A 16543-nucleotide genomic window follows, 5' to 3' on the forward strand; every position below is an offset into this window, starting at 1 on the left:
GAAGTCCGTCACCCCTCTCTATGGTTGCTGAATCCTATGACCATGAATGTCGTCGTCGTTGAATCGCCGGCCAAAGCAAAGACCATCAACAAATATCTCGGCCCCGGCTACACGGTTCTGGCCTCGTTCGGTCACGTTCGCGACCTTCCGGCCAAGGACGGCTCGGTCAAGCCCGACGAAGACTTCGCCATGCTCTGGGAGGTGGACAGCGCGTCCGCCAAGCGAATGAACGACATCGGCGCTGCCTTGAAGAACGCCGACGGCCTCATTCTCGCAACCGACCCGGATCGCGAAGGCGAAGCGATTTCCTGGCATGTGCTCGATCTGCTGCGCAAGAAGAAGCTGATCGGCGACAAGCCGGTCAGCCGCGTCGTGTTCAACGCCATTACCAAGAAGGCCGTGCTCGACGCGATGGCCAATCCGCGCGACATCGACGTTCCCTTGGTGGATGCCTATCTGGCACGCCGCGCGCTCGACTATCTCGTCGGCTTCAACCTGTCGCCGGTCCTCTGGCGCAAGCTGCCCGGTGCCCGTTCGGCCGGCCGCGTGCAGTCCGTCGCGCTGCGCCTCGTCTGCGACCGCGAGTCGGAGATCGAGCGGTTCGTCTCGGAAGAATACTGGAACCTCTCCGCCATCCTGAAGACGCCGCGCGGCGACGATTTCGAAGCCCGCCTCGTGGCCGCCGACGGCAAGCGCCTGCAGGCGCGCTCGGTCGGAAATGGCGAACAGGCCAACGATCTGAAAGCCTTGCTCGAAGGCGCCTCCTACGTCGTGGATACCGTCGAGGCGAAGCCGGTCAAGCGCAACCCCTCGCCACCTTTCACAACCTCGACGCTGCAGCAGGCCGCATCCTCCAAGCTCGGCTTCTCCGCATCGCGCACCATGCAGGTCGCCCAGCGGCTCTATGAAGGTCTCGACCTCGGCGGCGAGACCGTCGGTCTCATCACCTATATGAGAACCGACGGCGTGCAGATGGCCGGCGAGGCGATCGATGCTGCCCGCAGCGCCATCGGCGACCAGTTCGGCGCGCGCTACGTGCCCGAAAAGGCCCGAATCTATTCGACCAAGGCGAAGAATGCGCAGGAAGCCCACGAGGCGATCCGCCCGACCGACTTCACCCGCACGCCGGACCAGCTGCGCCGCTTCCTCGATGCCGACCAGCTGCGCCTATACGACCTGATCTGGAAGCGCGGCATCGCCAGCCAGATGGCGTCGGCCGAGATCGAGCGGACGACCGTCGAGATTCTCGCCGAGAATGGCGACCGCAAGGCCGGCCTGCGGGCCGTCGGCTCCGTCATCCGCTTTGACGGCTTCATCGCCGCCTATACGGACCAGAAGGAAGACGGCGAGCAGAGCGACGATGGCGAGGACGAAGGCCGTCTGCCGGAGATCCGCGCAAGCGAGACCGTCGCCAAGCAGAAGATCAATGCGAGCCAGCATTTCACGGAGCCGCCGCCGCGCTACTCGGAAGCAAGCCTCATAAAGCGCATGGAAGAGCTCGGCATCGGCCGTCCCTCGACCTACGCCTCGACGCTCGCCACCCTGCGGGACCGCGAATACGTCGTCATCGACAAGCGCAAGCTGATCCCGGAAGCCAAGGGCCGCCTCGTCACGGCGTTCCTCGAAAGCTTCTTCCACCGCTATGTCGAGTACGACTTCACGGCATCGCTCGAAGAAAAACTCGACCGGATTTCCGCCGGCGAACTCAACTGGAAGGACGTGCTTCGCGACTTCTGGAAGGATTTTTTCGCGCAGATCGAGGATACCAAGGAACTGCGGGTCACCAATGTCCTTGATGCGCTCAACGAGGAACTCGCACCGCTCGTCTTCCCCAAGCGCGAGGATGGCAGCGATCCCCGGATCTGTCAGGTCTGCGGCACCGGCAAGCTGTCGCTGAAGCTCGGCAAGTATGGCGCGTTCGTCGGCTGCTCGAACTATCCCGATTGCAACTTCACCCGCCAGCTATCCTCGGATGGCGATGCGGAAGCGCAGGCGTCGAACGAGCCGCAGGCGCTGGGCAAGGACCCGCACACGGACGAGGAGATCACGCTGCGCAACGGCCGGTTCGGCCCTTACGTCCAGCGCGGCGAAGGCAAGGAGGCCAAGCGCTCCAGCCTGCCCAAGGGCTGGACGCCGGCGAGCATCGACCATGAGAAGGCCCTGGCCCTCCTGTCGCTGCCGCGCGACATCGGCCAGCATCCGGAATCCGGCAAGATGATCTCGTCCGGCCTTGGCCGCTATGGGCCGTTTATCCTGCATGACGGGAAATATGCGAACGTCGAGACCATCGAGGACGTGTTCTCGATCGGCCTCAACCGCGCCGTCTCGGTGCTGGCGGACAAGGCATCCAAGGGCCCGGCCGGTCGCGGTGCGGCCGTGGCCGCTCTGAAGGACCTCGGCGAACATCCCGATGGCGGTGCGATTACCGTTCGCGATGGGCGTTATGGACCCTATGTCAACTGGGGCAAGGTGAATGCGACCCTGCCCAAGGGCAAGGATCCGACATCGGTGACGCTCGAAGAGGCACTGCCGCTTCTTGCAGAACGTGCCGGCAAGGCGAAACCTGTGAAGGCCAAGGCCGTCAAGGCGAAGGCTGCAAAGCCTGCCAAAGCCAAGGTTGCAGCGGACGGCGACGAAAAGGTTGCCAAGCCGCGCGCCGCCGCCAAGGCCAAGCCTGCGGCGAAGACGACGACAAAGACGAAGGCTGCTGCAAAACCCAAGACTGCGGCCGCCGCCAAGGCACAGAAGGGATAGACCGTGAGCAAATCGCCCCGCATCGGCATGAGACGGACCGCAAAACCTTCGGTCCGGCTGGCCCGTGCGGGCACGGCCCTGCCGCCTGCCGATGACACACCGATCATCCATGGCGCCGTGCCACCGCGCGACGTGCTCATGCGTTTCATCGCGGAAAATCCGGACAAGGCCTCCAAGCGTGAAATCTCCAGGGCTTTCGGCCTCAAGGGCGAAGCGCGGATCGAGCTGAAGGCGGCTCTGCGGGATCTCGAAGACGACGGTCTCGTGGAGAAGAAGCGCAACGCGCTCGTCCGTCCGGGCGCCCTGCCCCCGGTCACCGTTCTCGACATCACCACGCGCGACAAGGACGGCGAGCTCGTCGCCCGTCCGGCCGAATGGCCCGACGATGCTGGTGTCGCACCGGCTGTTCTCATCCGCCAGTCGAGCGTTGCCAAGGCCAAGGGCAAGATGCCCGTCGGCGGCATCGGCGACCGGGTGCTGGCCAAGATCTTCCCCTCCAAGGAGCCGACGGGCCCGGCCTATACGGCGCGCATCATCAAGGTGCTCGACCGCCGCCGCAGCGCCAATGCAGCCCTTGGCGTCTTCCGCGAAATGCCGGCGGGCACCGGCCGCATCATGCCCATCGACAAGCGCGGCGAGGAAATGGACGTCGAAGCGAGCGGCGTCGGCGAGGCCAAGGACGGGGATCTGGTCGAGGTCGAAATCGTCCGCTCCGGCCGGTTCGGGCTTGCCAGGGCCGAAGTGAAGTCGATCATCGGTTCGGTCTCTTCGGAAAAGGCGATTTCCATGATCGCCATCCACGCGCATGGCATTCCCTATATCTTCCCCGACAGCGTCACCCGCGAGGCGGAGGCTGCGGGCCCCGCCACCATGTCGCATCGGGAGGACTGGCGTTCCCTGCCGCTGATCACCATCGACCCTGCGGATGCCAAGGACCATGACGATGCAGTGCATGCGGAACCCGACACATCGCCGGAGAACGAGGGTGGCGTCATCGTCACCGTCGCGATCGCCGACGTGTCCTGGTATGTGCGGCCGAAATCCGCGCTCGACAATGAAGCGCAGAAGCGCGGCAACTCGGTCTACTTCCCGGACCGGGTCGTGCCCATGCTGCCCGAGCGCATCTCGAACGAACTATGTTCCCTGAAGGAAACGGTGGACCGGCCGGCGCTGGCCGTGCGTATGCGCTTCACGAGCGAAGGCCGGAAGATCGGGCACACCTTTCATCGCATCATGATGAAGAGTGCCGCCAAGCTCTCCTACAACCAAGCCCAGGCAGCGATCGACGGCGCACCTGACGACAAGACCGGCCCTCTGCTGGAGCCCATCCTCAAGCCGCTCTGGGACGCCTATCGCATCCTCACCGTGGGGCGGAACCGACGGCAGCCGCTCGAACTTAACATGCCCGAGCGCAAGATCCTCCTGAAGCCGGATGGCACGGTCGATCGCGTCTTCGTGCCGGACAGGCTCGATGCGCATAAGCTGATCGAGGAGATGATGATCCAGGCGAACGTGGCGGCCGCCGAAACGCTGGAGATCAAGCGCCAGCCACTCGTCTACCGCGTCCACGATGCGCCCTCCCTCGCCAAGCAGGAGACGCTGCGCGAGTTTCTGGCGACGCTCGACCTGACGCTGGTCAAGGGCGGCAACATGCGCGCCAACCACTTCAACGGCATTCTCGCGAAGGCCGAAGAGCAGCCTTACGAGACCATCGTCAACCAGATGGTGCTTCGCTCGCAGAGCCAGGCGGTCTACAGCCCCGAGAATATCGGCCATTTCGGCCTGAACTTGATGAAGTACGCTCACTTCACCTCGCCCATCCGGCGCTACGCCGATCTCATCGTGCATCGCGCGCTGGTCGGATCGCTCGGGCTCGGCGAAGGCGCCATCACGCCGGCAGAAGAAGGCGCGCTGGAGGATATCGCTGCGGAGATCTCGACCTTCGAGCGGCGCGCGATGGCGGCCGAGCGTGACACGATCGACCGCCTGATCGCCCACCATCTGAGCGGTCGCGTCAACGAGGAGTTCGACGGCCGCGTGTCCGGCGTCACCAAGTCGGGCCTGTTCATTTCGCTTCCGCAGTACGGCGCCGATGGCTTCGTGCCGATCTCGACGCTTGGACGTGACTATTTCATCTTCGACGAAGCGCATATGGCGCTGGTCGGCGACAAGACCGGTCTCGGCTATCGCCTCGGCGACGAGGTGCGGGTAAAGCTGGTCGATGCCGTGCCGCTGGCCGGCGCCCTGCGCTTCGAGATGCTGGACGAGGGCCGCAAGATGCCGACGGCGACGCGCTCCTTCCACAAGGCGGGACGCCGGGACAAGGCCGGTGCCCGCAAGGCACCCGGCACCCGTCCACCGCGTGGGCGGCGCTGACTCCGATGAATGGTGACGGCATGAGAGAGAGCGACGTAGGGCCCGGGGCAGAAACGCTGCACCTAGGTGATGCGCAGATCAACGACCGCCCAGTCGGGCGCTCGATCCGGCGCGGGCTTCTCAACCGGTGCCCCAACTGCGGCCAGGGGCGTATGTTCGGCCGGTTCCTCAAGGTCAACGATACCTGCTCCGTCTGTGGAGAAGCGCTGCATCATCATCGTGCCGACGATTTTCCGCCGTATATCGTCGTCACGATTGTCGGCCATCTGGTGCTCGGAGGCTTCATGATGACGGAAATGCTGATGGCGCTGTCGAACTGGCAGCACCTTGCCATCTGGGTGCCAATCACGATTGCCGGCTCGATCGCGCTCATGCAGCCGGTCAAGGGCGGCGTCGTCGGGCTGCAATGGGCGCTGCGCATGCACGGCTTCGGCGGGCACGAGGATCTGCCGGAAGACGAATTGCCGTCGCAGGACCGCACCTGATGCGCATCGATGATGCCGCGACCAGCGGCACATCCGAGACGGCGACCACACCGGCAAGGGCTCTGCGCCCACGCCTCGCGGCCTCCATCCTCCTTCTCGACCGCAGCGAAAGCGTCGTGCGCGTTCTGGTCGGCCGACGCAGCAAGCAGCATGTGTTCATGCCGGACGTTCACGTCTTCCCCGGCGGGCGGCGGGATCCAGGCGATCACAGAATCGCCTTTGCGAGCGATCTCCCGGCACCGCTCATCGACCGCCTCGTCGGCATCTATCGCGGACGCCTCTCCGTTTCCGCCGTGCGTGCGCTCGCGCTTGCCGCCCTGCGGGAGCTGCACGAGGAGACGAGCCTTGCCGTGGGGCCGTCCTGTGGGCCGTCCTGTTCCGGCAGCCTTCCCTTCCGCCCCGAACTTGAGCGCCTGCGCTACGTCGCCCGCGCACTGACGCCGCCCGGCCATGTGCGGCGATTCGACACCCATTTCTTCGCCCTCTTCACCGACGAGGTCGAACTCGATCTCAATGGACTGCAGGACAGCCGGGAGCTCGAGGACCTGCGCTGGGTTCCCGTCGGCGATCCTTCCGCGGTTTCCATCCCGGATATCACCGCGCGTATTCTCGAAGCCTTGCACACAAGGCTTGACGCCGACCCTCTGCTCGGCTTTGACGGCACCGTGCCGTATTTCCACGTCCGGAATGGACGACCCATCCGCGATCTTCTGTGAGGACACCGAATGTCTCAGACGACCCCTGGCTCGTCTCGGCCGGTTGAGGATATCCATTGGCTGTCGCTGATCGCGGCCCTTGCTGCCGTCACCACGGTCGGCATCGCCATTGGCCTCGGCGTGCCTCTCCTCAGCTTCATCATGGAACGGCGCGGCGTCTCCTCGACGCTGATCGGCCTCAACTCCACCGTGGCGGGCCTCGCCTCCATGGTCGCCGCCTCGTTCACGACACGGCTGGCACACAAGTTCGGGGTGGCGCAGGTCATGGTGGCCGCCGTGGTGCTGGCCGCCGCGCCCGCGCTCGGCTTCTATTTCGTCGAGAATTTCTGGCTATGGTTCCCGCTGCGAATCGTCTTCCAGAGCGGCATCACCATTCTCTTCGTCCTCTCGGAGTTCTGGATTAACGCCACGGCGCCCTCGCACCGTCGTGGGCTCGTGTTCGGCATTTATGGCACCGTTCTTTCGCTCGGGTTCGCCGTGGGGCCCCTGCTCTTCTCCCTGCTCGGCAGCGAGGGCATCCTGCCCTTCGCCGTCGGTGCCGGCATCATCCTGCTCGGCGCGATCCCGATCATCATCGCCCGGAATGAAAGTCCCGATATCGACGAGATGCCGGAGATGCATTTCCTGCGCTACGTTTACATGGTGCCGATGGCGACGGCTGCCGTCTTCGTGTTCGGCGCCGTGGAATATGGGGGCCTGTCGCTCTTTCCGGTCTACGGCACGCGCGTCGGCTTCTCCGAATCGCAGGCGGCTCTGCTGCTGACCATCATGGGTGTGGGAAACCTCATCTTCCAGATCCCGCTCGGCCTCTTGTCGGACCGCATGAAGGACCGCCGCAAGCTGCTCGTGGCGCTGACCGTGATCGGCTTTGCCGGCGCACTCTGCCTGCCAGCCCTGTCGACCAACTGGTACGCCTTGGCGGCCATCCTGCTGCTCTGGGGTGGCATCATCTCTGGGCTCTATACGATCGGGCTCAGCCATCTCGGTTCGCGGCTGCATGGGCCGGAGCTGGCCGCCGCCAATGCCGCATTCGTGTTCTGCTATGCGCTGGGCACCGTGGCCGGGCCGCAGGTCATCGGCGCCTCGATGGATGTCTTCGGCAATCATGGCTTTGCGTGGTCGATCGCCGGATTCTTCGGCCTTTACATCGTGCTTTCCCTGGTTCGCCTGGTTTATAAACCGAAACAGGGTTGACTTTTCGGGCGCGATTTGTAGTTTCGCGCCAAGCTCGCCGGGACCTTTTTTACGAAGTCCGGCTTTGTTATTTCAGAAGGCAGGACGACCATGGCGAAAGCTGCAAAAATCAAGATCAAGCTGCTGTCGACGGCCGACACAGGTTTCTTCTACGTGACCTCGAAGAACAGCCGCACCAAGACAGACAAGTTCAGCATGACGAAGTACGATCCGGTCGTACGCAAGCATGTCGAATTCAAGGAAACCAAGATCAAGTAAGATCTGGTTTCTACATTTGAAAAAGGGCGCCGACGGCTTCGTCAGGCGCCTTTTTGCGTCTGCAGACTTTGCGGCGGGCAGACGCTCGTCCTATGCAGCGGCCGACATCGACATACGCAAACGAAAAACGCCGCTTCTGAAACAGAAGCGGCGTTGAATGGATGTCGGCCGGCACGCAGAGCGGCACGAGGAACCGCTGATACGTACCGGCCGACGACCCCACGACCCAGGAGATGCGGCGGACCTGACATCATGGGGTAACTGATCGGCTTGGGAGCGTAAGACCTCCCCTGCATAAGAACATCGGCGAGATGCAGAAGAAAATCAATGAAATCTTAAAGCTTGGTTCGCTTTGATACAGTCATGGTTAACAAGATCCATGACGTGCAGCCCGATTCGGGAGAAATTGCGGCGCTTTTCTGCCGTAAGTTGCCAGATATCACAGCATGACTGCACAAGCGCGTGATGAGGCACTGTTGCACGCCTTGATGTCAATTCCGCGACGGCCCACGTCCCCTATCTGCGATTCGCTGGCAAAGGGACTCAGGCTGCGGCACCCACCACCTGGTTTCGTCCGTTGCGCTTGGCCTGGTAGAGCGCCGTATCCGCACGCTTGAGGAAGCTGTCGGCTGTTTCGCCGGCCGGGTCGAGCATCGCAATCCCCATGGACGCCGTGATCGTCAACTCTTTGCTCCGATCCTGCAACAGGAAGGGCGTCGTCTCGATGCTCGCGCGAAGGCGCTCGGCAATGGTGCTTGCGGTGGCTGCATCCGTGTCCGGCATGACCAGCACGAATTCCTCGCCGCCGAATCGGCAGGCGAGATCGGCGCCGCGGACGGTGCTGCGAAGACGTCGGGCAAATTCGCGTAGCACCTCGTCTCCCGCATCATGGCCATGCGTGTCGTTGACGATCTTGAAGCGGTCGATATCCGTGACGCAGATCGACAGGCTGCGGCCGCGCTTCATGGCACGTTCGATCAGAAGCTTGAGGTGATTGTCGAGGTAGCGGCGGTTGTGAAGCCCCGTGAGGCCATCGGTGATGGCCAGTTCGATGGTCTGGTGGACGCTGAGGCGCAGGCGATCATTGCACTGCTTGCGGCGGATCTGCGTGAGCGAGCGCGCGATCAATTCGTTCGGATCGATCGGCCGCATGATGTAGTCGGTCACGCCGAGATCGAGCGCGCGCACCACGAGATCTTCGGCCCCCTGCTCGGCCACCAGAAGAATCGGGATATAGCGCGTCCGTTCCAGCGAGCGCAGCTGCGAGCAGAGCCGCAGCGGGTCGTAGTCGTCGAAATTCGCATTGACGATGACGAGGTCGAAGGGCTGCTCCGCCGCTTCGAACAGGGCTGCCTGCGGGTCGCTCATGATCGTCAGGCCGGCCACGGGCTTGAGGGCGCGGGCGATGCGGTCCTGCGAGCTGGCACGGGCGTCCACGAGCAGGATGTTGCCCGGTTCGTCGGGGCGTTCGGCGTTCGAAAGATCCTCGAAGCCGACGCTCTTTGCCGTTTCGGCGCGCAGGCGCAGTTCGTCGCTGACGTTCTTCAAGCGGACGAGGCTTTTGACCCGCGACATCAGCTGCAGATCGTTGACGGGCTTGGTCAGGAAATCGTCGGCGCCGGCCTTCAGGCCGCGCACCCGGTCGGACGGCTGGTCGAGCGCGGTGACCATGACGACCGGAATATGCGCCGTCTTCGGGTTCGCCTTCAACCGCTCGCAGACCTCGAAGCCGTCGATGCCGGGCATCATGATGTCGAGGAGGATGATATCGACAGGGCGGCTGTCGCAGATGGCGAGCGCCTGATAGCCGTCGGAGGCCGTGAGGACGTCGAAATATTCCGCGACGAGCCTCGCCTCCAGCAGTTTGACGTTTGCCGGTATGTCGTCGACGACGAGAATGCGTGCGGTCATGCGGTCCGTCCTGTCCTATCGCCCTTCGCCCTGCTGGGCCCGAATCGCCCGGTGCGAGGGGTTACATGATCACTCGAGCACACCATCATGGCGGCTGCGTCGCGGCAATCGCAAATGTCGGTCAACCATCGCCAAGATAGGTCTTGATGGTCTCGATGAATTTCGGCACGGAAATCGGCTTGGAGACATAGGCCTCGCAGCCACCCTGCCGGATCCGCTCTTCGTCGCCCTTCATGGCGAAGGCCGTGACGGCGATGACGGGGATGACGTGGAGTTCGTCGTCTTCCTTCAGCCATTTGGTCACCTCGAGGCCGGAGACTTCCGGCAGCTGGATGTCCATGAGGATCAGGTCGGGCCGGTGCTTGCGCGCAAGGTCCAGTGCCTCCAGTCCGTTTCGGGTCTGGATGGTCGTGTAGCCCGATGCCTCGATCAGGTCGCGGAAGAGCTTCATGTTCAGCTCGTTGTCCTCGACGATCATTACCTGTTTCGGCATATCAGAACCTTCCCGCGTGTACGGCCGTGGCCGGGGGTCATTCCGCCAGCTGCAAGACGAGCATTCGCGCATGACTGGTGAAGAGTTAGGCCTATTTGGTTGAAAAAAAGGTAATCATAGGCCAGAAAAGCCGACGTGTTGCGGAATAGGGTGAAAACAGTGACGACAGCGGATGAGACCGCCATTGCCGTGCTCGGCTGGCTTGCGAGCGAGCCCGAGCTTCTCGGCCGCTTTCTGGCGCTGACGGGCACCGACCCGACCGGCCTGCGCGGCGCCGTTGGCGATCCCGGCTTCATGGCCGGGCTGCTCGATTTTGTCATGGATCACGAGCCGACGCTGATGCAGTTCTGCGAGGCCACGGGAACGAAGCCGGAAACGGTGGCGCGCGCGCATGCGGCCCTCTCCGGCTTTCGCGGCGATACGGGCAGCGCATGACCAGTAAGACCATCGATCCGCAGACCACTCTCTGCTTCGACCACATAGAGCTGAACGACCGGCCGCTGATCGTCTGCGATATCGACGAGGTGGTCCTCGAATTCGTGACGCCGTTTCAGAATTTTCTGAAATCCGGCGGACGGGAGCTTTTGCCGAGGTCGTTCCGCCTGCATGGCAACATCGTGCAGCTGGAGACCGGCGAACCCGTGCCGGACGCGATGGTGCCGACGTTGCTGGAGGACTTCTTCCTGACGCAGGACGTATGGCAGACGCCCGCTTCGCAGGTGGCCGAGACGCTCGCCGATCTCTCGAGCGAAGCCGACATCGTATTCCTCACGGCCATGCCGCCCCGCCACACGGAGGTGCGCCGGCGGCTGCTCGACCGGCACGGGCTCTCGGCCTATCCACTGCTGGCGACCGAGGCGCCCAAGGGTCCCGTCGTCAAGCAGCTTCATGACGCGCGCGATGTCCCCGTGGCCTTCATCGACGACATTCTGCGCAATCTGGAATCCGTGCGCGAGCACGCGCCGGATTGCCTGTTGATCCGGCTGATGGCCAATGCGGAATTTCTGGCGATGGCACCCGCACCGACCCAGGGCATCGAGAGCGCCGAGAACTGGGATGACGCCGCCCGGATCATCCGACAACATTTCCTGCGCTGAGGGCATCGCGCGGCTGAACAGCACTCCCTTTGCCTTCGGATGTTTTCCACAGGGTTCACGTTTTGGTGATCGGAATACCGGTTTCGATGTTTCATTCCGCACCAGCCGGCAAAGCTTCCTTAAATCTCTTTCCGTAGCCTTCACCCTGTTCGAATGATCCGGATGGTGTCGATGGTTTTGCGTTCTACTCTCGGACTCGGGCTTCTGTTGCTCGCTCTCGCCAGCACGACGGCGGTCGCCGCCGATGGAACCTCGCCGCTACAGATCGTAGTGTCCAAGGACAAACAGTCTCTGGTCGTCTATGATGGCGACACGGTGGTCGCCACCTCGAAGGTCTCCTCCGGCAAGCGCGGCCATGAGACGCCGACGGGTATCTTCTCCATTCTCGAAAAGCGCCGCTATCACGAATCGAATATCTATTCGAACGCACCCATGCCGTTCATGCAGCGGCTGACATGGTCCGGCATCGCGCTTCATGCCTCCAACAGCGTGCCCTCCTACCCCGCGTCCCATGGCTGCGTGCGGCTGCCGAATGCCTTTGCAAAGTCGCTCTACAAGATGACGGAGCGCGGATTGCACGTCGTGATTTCCGATCGCCAGATCGCGCCACAGCCGGTGTCGCACAGCTTTCTCTTCCAGCCTTCCGAGCCGGAACCGCAATTGCTCTCGGATGCGACGCTGCGTCCCGCCATGTCCCAAATCCCGAGCGGCAATGTTGAAGTGGCGATGAGCGAGCCGGCCGTCACAGCCCCAACGGCACCCGTCGCACGCGCCGATGACGATCGAGAGCCGATTCGCATCCTGATCACCCGCCGCGGTGCGCGAGAGCTCAACCTCGATGTGCAAGTGGCGCTGAACGGTCTCGGCTACGATGCCGGCGTGCCGGATGGCGCGCTGGGCAGCCGATCCATCGCCGCCATCCGCGCCTTCGAACTGGCAGAAGGCCGCGAGCCCAAGGGTCGGGTAACGCCGGAGCTGGTGGACGCGCTCTTCAAGAAAGCCAATCTGCCGCCACCGGCCAACGGGCAGCTTCTGGTTCGCCGGGATTTCACGCCACTTTTCGAAGCGCCGGTGACGATCACGGAGCCGGAGATCGCGCTCGGTGCGCATTTCTACCAGTTTCAGGATATCGATGCGACGACGGGAAAGGGCAACTGGTTCTCGCTGTCTCTCGACAACGTCATCCCCAAGTCCATGAAGACCCGGCTCGGGATCACCCTGGACGATGATGCGCTCGCCTACAACGCAGCGACGCGCGTGCTCGATCGCATCCAGATGACGGCGGAGCTGCGCGAGCAGGTCGAGGACGTCCTCGCGCCCGGCTCATCCCTCACCGTCTCCGACATGGGCCTCGGCCCGGAAACCGGCCGCGGCACAGACTTCGTGACGATCACGCATCCCGCGAAGGGGTGAAGCGAACGTCCCTTCCCGATACACGCACGGTGTAGAGCAGGCCTTCTTCCCCGAGCGAACCCGTTAGGTCGGTAAGACCCTACGAGATCAGCTCGACATCGATCACGCCGGGGGCCGTCCTCAAGGCCGCCGCGATCTCGGCTGAGATGCGGTACTTATCGCCCAGTTCCACTTCGATCTCGCGCTGACCATTGTCCTTGACGATGATGAAGGACACCTGCCCGTCGCCCTTCGTGTTCAGATGCGTGGCAACGGAGCGCAGTGGGCCGCTGTCGCGGACATAGACTCGCAGTGCTTTCTGCATCTGGAACGAGCGCTCCTCCAGCGATTGCAGCGTCTGGATCCGCAGGCCGATCCCCTCCGGGCGCTCCTCTGCCTGAACGGTCAGCACCAGAGACTTTCCGGGCTCCAGCAGATCGCGATATTGCTGCAGCATTTCCGAAAAGAGAACGGCTTCGAACTGGCCGGACGAATCGGAAAAGGTGACGATGCCCATCTTGTTGCCGGTGCGCGTCTTGCGCTCCTGCTTGGACGTGACGGTGCCGGCCAGACGTCCGGCGGTATTGCCCTTCTTCACCGACAGAGCGAAGTCGGCGAAGGTCTGGCACCGGATCTTCGCCAGCAGGTCGTTATAGGTGTCGAGCGGATGGGCCGAGAGGTAGAAGCCGAGGACTTGGAACTCACGCTGCAGCTTTTCGGACGCCAGCCATGGCGTGAAATCCGGCAGGCCGATCTTTTCCGGTCCCGTCGCGGCACCTGCGCCGAACATGTCGTGCTGACCCTTGAGCCTGTTCTCGTTGGCGAACTGGGCAAACCCCAGAATCCGGTCCAGACCCGCGACCAGCGCGGCCCGGTCATAGCCGAATCCATCGAAGGCGCCGGCGCAGATCAGGCTCTCGAACACGCGGCGGTTCAATAGCTTCGGATCGATGCGCAGGCAGAAATCCTCAAGGCTCGCAAAGGGCGTGTCGCCCCGCACTGCCACGATATGCTCGACGGCCGCCTCACCGACACCCTTCAGCGCCGAGAGCGAATAGAAGATACGATTGTCGCCCGTCTCGAAGCGGCGGAACGAGGTCTGCACCGAGGGGGGAACCACGGTGATGCCGAGCCGGCCGGCATCCTGGCGGAAATCGACCAGCTTCTCGGTATTCGCCATGTCGAGCGTCATGGAAGCTGCCAGGAACTCGACCGGATAATGCGCCTTCAGATAGGCCGTCTGGTAGGAGACGATGGCATAGGCCGCCGCATGGCTCTTGTTGAAGCCGTAATTGGCGAACTTGGCCAGCAGGTCGAAGATCATGTCGGCCTGCGGCTTCGATACGCCGTTCTTGACGGCGCCGTCCACGAAGCGCGCGCGCTGCATGTCCATCTCCGCCTTGATCTTCTTGCCCATGGCGCGGCGCAGAAGATCGGCCTCGCCGAGCGAGTAGCCGGAGAGGACCTGGGCGATCTGCATCACCTGTTCCTGGTAGACGATGACGCCCTGCGTTTCCTTCAGCAGGTAGTCGATGGTCGGATGGATCGATTCGATCTCCTCCTCGCCATGCTTTCGCGCATTGTAGACGGGGATGTTCTCCATCGGGCCCGGACGATAGAGCGCGACGAGGGCGATGATATCCTCGATGCAGTCGGGCCGCATGCCGATCAGCGCCTTGCGCATACCGGCACTTTCCACCTGGAACACGCCGACCGTGTCACCCCTGGAGAGCATCTCGTAAGTCTTGGCGTCGTCGAGCGGCAGCGCTTCCAGCGCCACATGGATGTCGCGCTTGGCGATGAAGTCCACCGCCGTCTTCAGAACGGTGAGCGTCTTCAGGCCGAGAAAGTCGAACTTGACGAGGCCGGCCTGCTCGACCCATTTCATGTTGAACTGCGTCACCGGCATGTCGGAGCGTGGATCGCGATACATCGGCACCAGCTTCGATAGCGGCCGGTCGCCGATGACGATGCCGGCGGCATGGGTCGATGCGTGGCGGTAAAGCCCCTCGATCTTCTGGGCGATGTCAAGCAGGCGGCCGATCACCGGCTCCTTGTCGACCTCTTCCTGAAAGCGCGGCTCGTCCTCGATCGCCTTGGCGAGCGTCACCGGGTTGGCCGGATTGTTCGGCACCATCTTGCAGATCTTGTCGACCTGACCGTAAGGCATTTCCAGCACGCGGCCGACGTCGCGAAGTGCGGCGCGTGCCTGCAGCGATCCGAACGTGATGATCTGCGCCACCTGCTCGCGGCCGTACTTGGCCTGCACGTAGCGGATGACCTCTTCGCGACGGTCCTGGCAGAAGTCGATATCGAAGTCGGGCATCGACACGCGTTCCGGATTGAGGAAGCGTTCGAACAGCAGCGAGAAGCGCAGGGGATCGACGTCGGTGATCGTCAGCGCATAGGCGACGAGCGAGCCCGCGCCCGAACCGCGGCCGGGACCGACCGGGATGTCCTGCAGCTTCGCCCACTTGATGAAGTCGGCAACGATGAGGAAGTAGCCCGGAAACTTCATGCGCTCGATGACGCCGAGTTCGAAATCCAGCCGCTCGCGATAGTCCGTCTCGCTATAGCCGGGGGACAAACCGAGCTTCTGCATCCGCTCGTCCAGCCCTTCGATGGCCTGACGGCGCAGTTCGAGCGATTCCGCCCGCTCGGCCTCCGCCGGATCGTCGGAGGCGCCGGTGAAGCGCGGCAGGATCGGAGCACGCGTCTTCAGCACGAAGGTGCAGCGCCGCGCGACTTCGATCGTGTTGTCGAGCGCCTCCGGCAGATCGGCGAAAAGCTTCGCCATTTCCTGCCGGCTCTTGAGGTAGTGGTCGGGCGTCAGGCGGAAGCGGGTATCGTCCGACACCATGGCATTGTGCGCCACCGCCATCAGGGCGTCATGCGCATCATAGTCGCCGGGCGTCGGGAAAAAAGGTTCGTTGGTCGCGACCAGCGGCAGTTCCAGCCGGTAGGCGAGATCGATCATCCGGTTCTCGTGCCGCTTGTCGTAGCGCCCGTGGCGCTGCAGTTCGACATAAAGCCGATCACCGAAAAGCTCCATCAGGCAGCGCGCCCGCGCCTCGCCAAGCGCCGTGTGACCCGAGCGGATCGCGATGTCGATCGGCCCACCGGATGCCCCCGTCAGAGCGATCAGGCCGTCTGTCCCGATCTCCTTCAGCCAGGACAGGCAGATACGGACGCTCTGGTTGCCCTCCCCGCCCAGATAGGCGCGGCTGACGAGATCGACGAGATTGACATAACCAGCATCCGTCGCGGCGATCAGCACGATGGCCGGAAGCTTGGCGAGGTGCTGGGCATGCCCCCGCTTCTCACCCTCGACCTCATCCTCCATGTCGAGCGACAGTTGGCAGCCGATCAGCGGCTGGATTCCGTCGTCCATGCATTTCAGAGAAAATTCCAGCGCCGCGAACAGATTGTTTGTGTCGGCGATGCCGATAGCCGGCTGAGCATCGGATACGGCCTTGCCGATGATCTTCTTGATCGGCAGGGCGCCTTCGAGGAGCGAGAACGCCGAATGCGTTCTCAAATGGACGAACTGCGGCGCCGGCTTATCGCCATTGCCCGTACCGCCCGCAAAGCTTACGCCCGCATCCGCCATAGCTCACTCCGACTCTCGCATGAGATGAAAGCATACGCTCTTCAGGCTGGCGAAGCGACAACGGCGTCGCGTTTCTCCCCCGGAACTTGCCGAGAGAGACCCGTGCCGCTTCAGAGACCGAGAAGAAGAATGGAGAAGCTGGCAATGAACATGGCAATGGAGGTCAGTGCGGCGAGATCACGAAGGAAGTCGGACATGGCGTGCTCCTTTTGGTTCTGTTCATTTTATGTTCTATTTTTGTTCCCGTTTCAAGCTCT

12 protein-coding genes are annotated in these 16543 nt (G+C 63.0%); 9 read left to right on the forward strand and 3 right to left on the reverse strand.

Annotated features, from left to right (window positions below; genetic code table 11):
• Positions 1-42 precede the first annotated feature (42 nt).
• From topA to rpmG, 6 genes are all read left to right on the forward strand, one after another.
• Positions 43-2754, forward strand: a complete 2712-nt coding sequence (gene topA, locus C8J33_RS05985) for a type I DNA topoisomerase (RefSeq protein ID WP_132664468.1) — start codon at positions 43-45, stop codon at positions 2752-2754.
• Between the two features lie 27 nt (positions 2755-2781).
• Complete coding sequence (gene rnr / locus C8J33_RS05990; protein WP_132664469.1) at positions 2782-5130, forward strand: ribonuclease R; 2349 nt, start codon at positions 2782-2784, stop codon at positions 5128-5130.
• Between the two features lie 20 nt (positions 5131-5150).
• On the forward strand, positions 5151-5615 hold the full coding sequence (locus C8J33_RS05995) for a DUF983 domain-containing protein (RefSeq protein WP_132663441.1): 465 nt from the start codon (positions 5151-5153) through the stop codon (positions 5613-5615).
• Positions 5615-6331 carry an NUDIX domain-containing protein gene (locus C8J33_RS06000; protein WP_132663442.1) on the forward strand — a complete coding sequence of 239 codons (717 nt, stop codon included), beginning with the start codon at positions 5615-5617 and terminating at the stop codon, positions 6329-6331. Before C8J33_RS05995 ends, C8J33_RS06000 begins: the two co-directional genes overlap by 1 nt.
• Before the next feature lie 9 nt (positions 6332-6340).
• Positions 6341-7525 (forward strand): MFS transporter, encoded by a 1185-nt coding sequence (locus C8J33_RS06005; RefSeq protein WP_132663443.1) that lies wholly within the window; start codon positions 6341-6343, stop codon positions 7523-7525.
• Positions 7526-7615: 90 nt separating this feature from the next.
• Positions 7616-7783 (forward strand): 50S ribosomal protein L33, encoded by a 168-nt coding sequence (rpmG, locus tag C8J33_RS06010; RefSeq protein ID WP_062468365.1) that lies wholly within the window; start codon positions 7616-7618, stop codon positions 7781-7783.
• Positions 7784-8326: 543 nt separating this feature from the next.
• On the opposite strand, the gene C8J33_RS06015 is transcribed toward rpmG, so the two are convergent.
• Positions 8327-9694, reverse strand: coding sequence for a PleD family two-component system response regulator (locus C8J33_RS06015; RefSeq protein WP_110799538.1), 1368 nt, complete (start codon positions 9692-9694; stop codon positions 8327-8329).
• A gap of 121 nt (positions 9695-9815) precedes the next feature.
• The gene (locus C8J33_RS06020) at positions 9816-10187 is read right to left on the reverse strand and encodes a response regulator (RefSeq protein WP_062468369.1); all 372 of its coding nucleotides are present in this window, start codon (positions 10185-10187) and stop codon (positions 9816-9818) included.
• A 159-nt stretch (positions 10188-10346) separates the two neighbouring features.
• On the opposite strand from C8J33_RS06020, the gene C8J33_RS06025 reads away from it, so the two are divergent.
• The 3 genes from C8J33_RS06025 (at position 10347) to C8J33_RS06035 (ending at position 12697) form a co-directional block, all read left to right on the forward strand.
• On the forward strand, positions 10347-10622 hold the full coding sequence (locus C8J33_RS06025) for a DUF3572 family protein (protein WP_110732527.1): 276 nt from the start codon (positions 10347-10349) through the stop codon (positions 10620-10622).
• On the forward strand, positions 10619-11284 hold the full coding sequence (locus C8J33_RS06030; protein ID WP_165929741.1) for a hypothetical protein: 666 nt from the start codon (positions 10619-10621) through the stop codon (positions 11282-11284). The genes C8J33_RS06025 and C8J33_RS06030 overlap by 4 nt, the downstream gene beginning before the upstream one ends.
• Positions 11285-11461: 177 nt before the next feature.
• A complete protein-coding gene (locus tag C8J33_RS06035; protein ID WP_422038065.1) occupies positions 11462-12697 on the forward strand; it encodes a L,D-transpeptidase family protein in 1236 nt (411 codons plus the stop codon).
• Positions 12698-12776: 79 nt separating this feature from the next.
• Here the strand turns inward: C8J33_RS06035 and dnaE are convergent, their stop codons facing one another.
• Positions 12777-16286, reverse strand: coding sequence for a DNA polymerase III subunit alpha (gene dnaE / locus C8J33_RS06040; protein WP_132663445.1), 3510 nt, complete (start codon positions 16284-16286; stop codon positions 12777-12779).
• Positions 16287-16543: the final 257 nt, after the last annotated feature.

The organism is Rhizobium sp. PP-CC-3G-465, from assembly GCF_004343445.1.
In the GTDB taxonomy this organism is placed as follows: domain Bacteria; phylum Pseudomonadota; class Alphaproteobacteria; order Rhizobiales; family Rhizobiaceae; genus Ferranicluibacter; species Ferranicluibacter rubi.

What these genes read in the sequence shown, in the direction of transcription:
- topA (WP_132664468.1), top strand. Translation starts at nt 43, where the DNA reads ATGAATGTCGTCGTCGTTGAATCGCCGGCCAAAGCAAAGACCATCAAC.
- rnr (WP_132664469.1), top strand. Translation starts at nt 2,782, where the DNA reads ATGAGACGGACCGCAAAACCTTCGGTCCGGCTGGCCCGTGCGGGCACG.
- C8J33_RS05995 (WP_132663441.1), top strand. Translation starts at nt 5,151, where the DNA reads ATGAGAGAGAGCGACGTAGGGCCCGGGGCAGAAACGCTGCACCTAGGT.
- C8J33_RS06000 (WP_132663442.1), top strand. Translation starts at nt 5,615, where the DNA reads ATGCGCATCGATGATGCCGCGACCAGCGGCACATCCGAGACGGCGACC.
- C8J33_RS06005 (WP_132663443.1), top strand. Translation starts at nt 6,341, where the DNA reads ATGTCTCAGACGACCCCTGGCTCGTCTCGGCCGGTTGAGGATATCCAT.
- rpmG (WP_062468365.1), top strand. Translation starts at nt 7,616, where the DNA reads ATGGCGAAAGCTGCAAAAATCAAGATCAAGCTGCTGTCGACGGCCGAC.
- C8J33_RS06015 (WP_110799538.1), bottom strand. Translation starts at nt 9,694, where the DNA reads ATGACCGCACGCATTCTCGTCGTCGACGACATACCGGCAAACGTCAAA.
- C8J33_RS06020 (WP_062468369.1), bottom strand. Translation starts at nt 10,187, where the DNA reads ATGCCGAAACAGGTAATGATCGTCGAGGACAACGAGCTGAACATGAAG.
- C8J33_RS06030 (WP_165929741.1), top strand. Translation starts at nt 10,619, where the DNA reads ATGACCAGTAAGACCATCGATCCGCAGACCACTCTCTGCTTCGACCAC.
- dnaE (WP_132663445.1), bottom strand. Translation starts at nt 16,286, where the DNA reads ATGGCGGATGCGGGCGTAAGCTTTGCGGGCGGTACGGGCAATGGCGAT.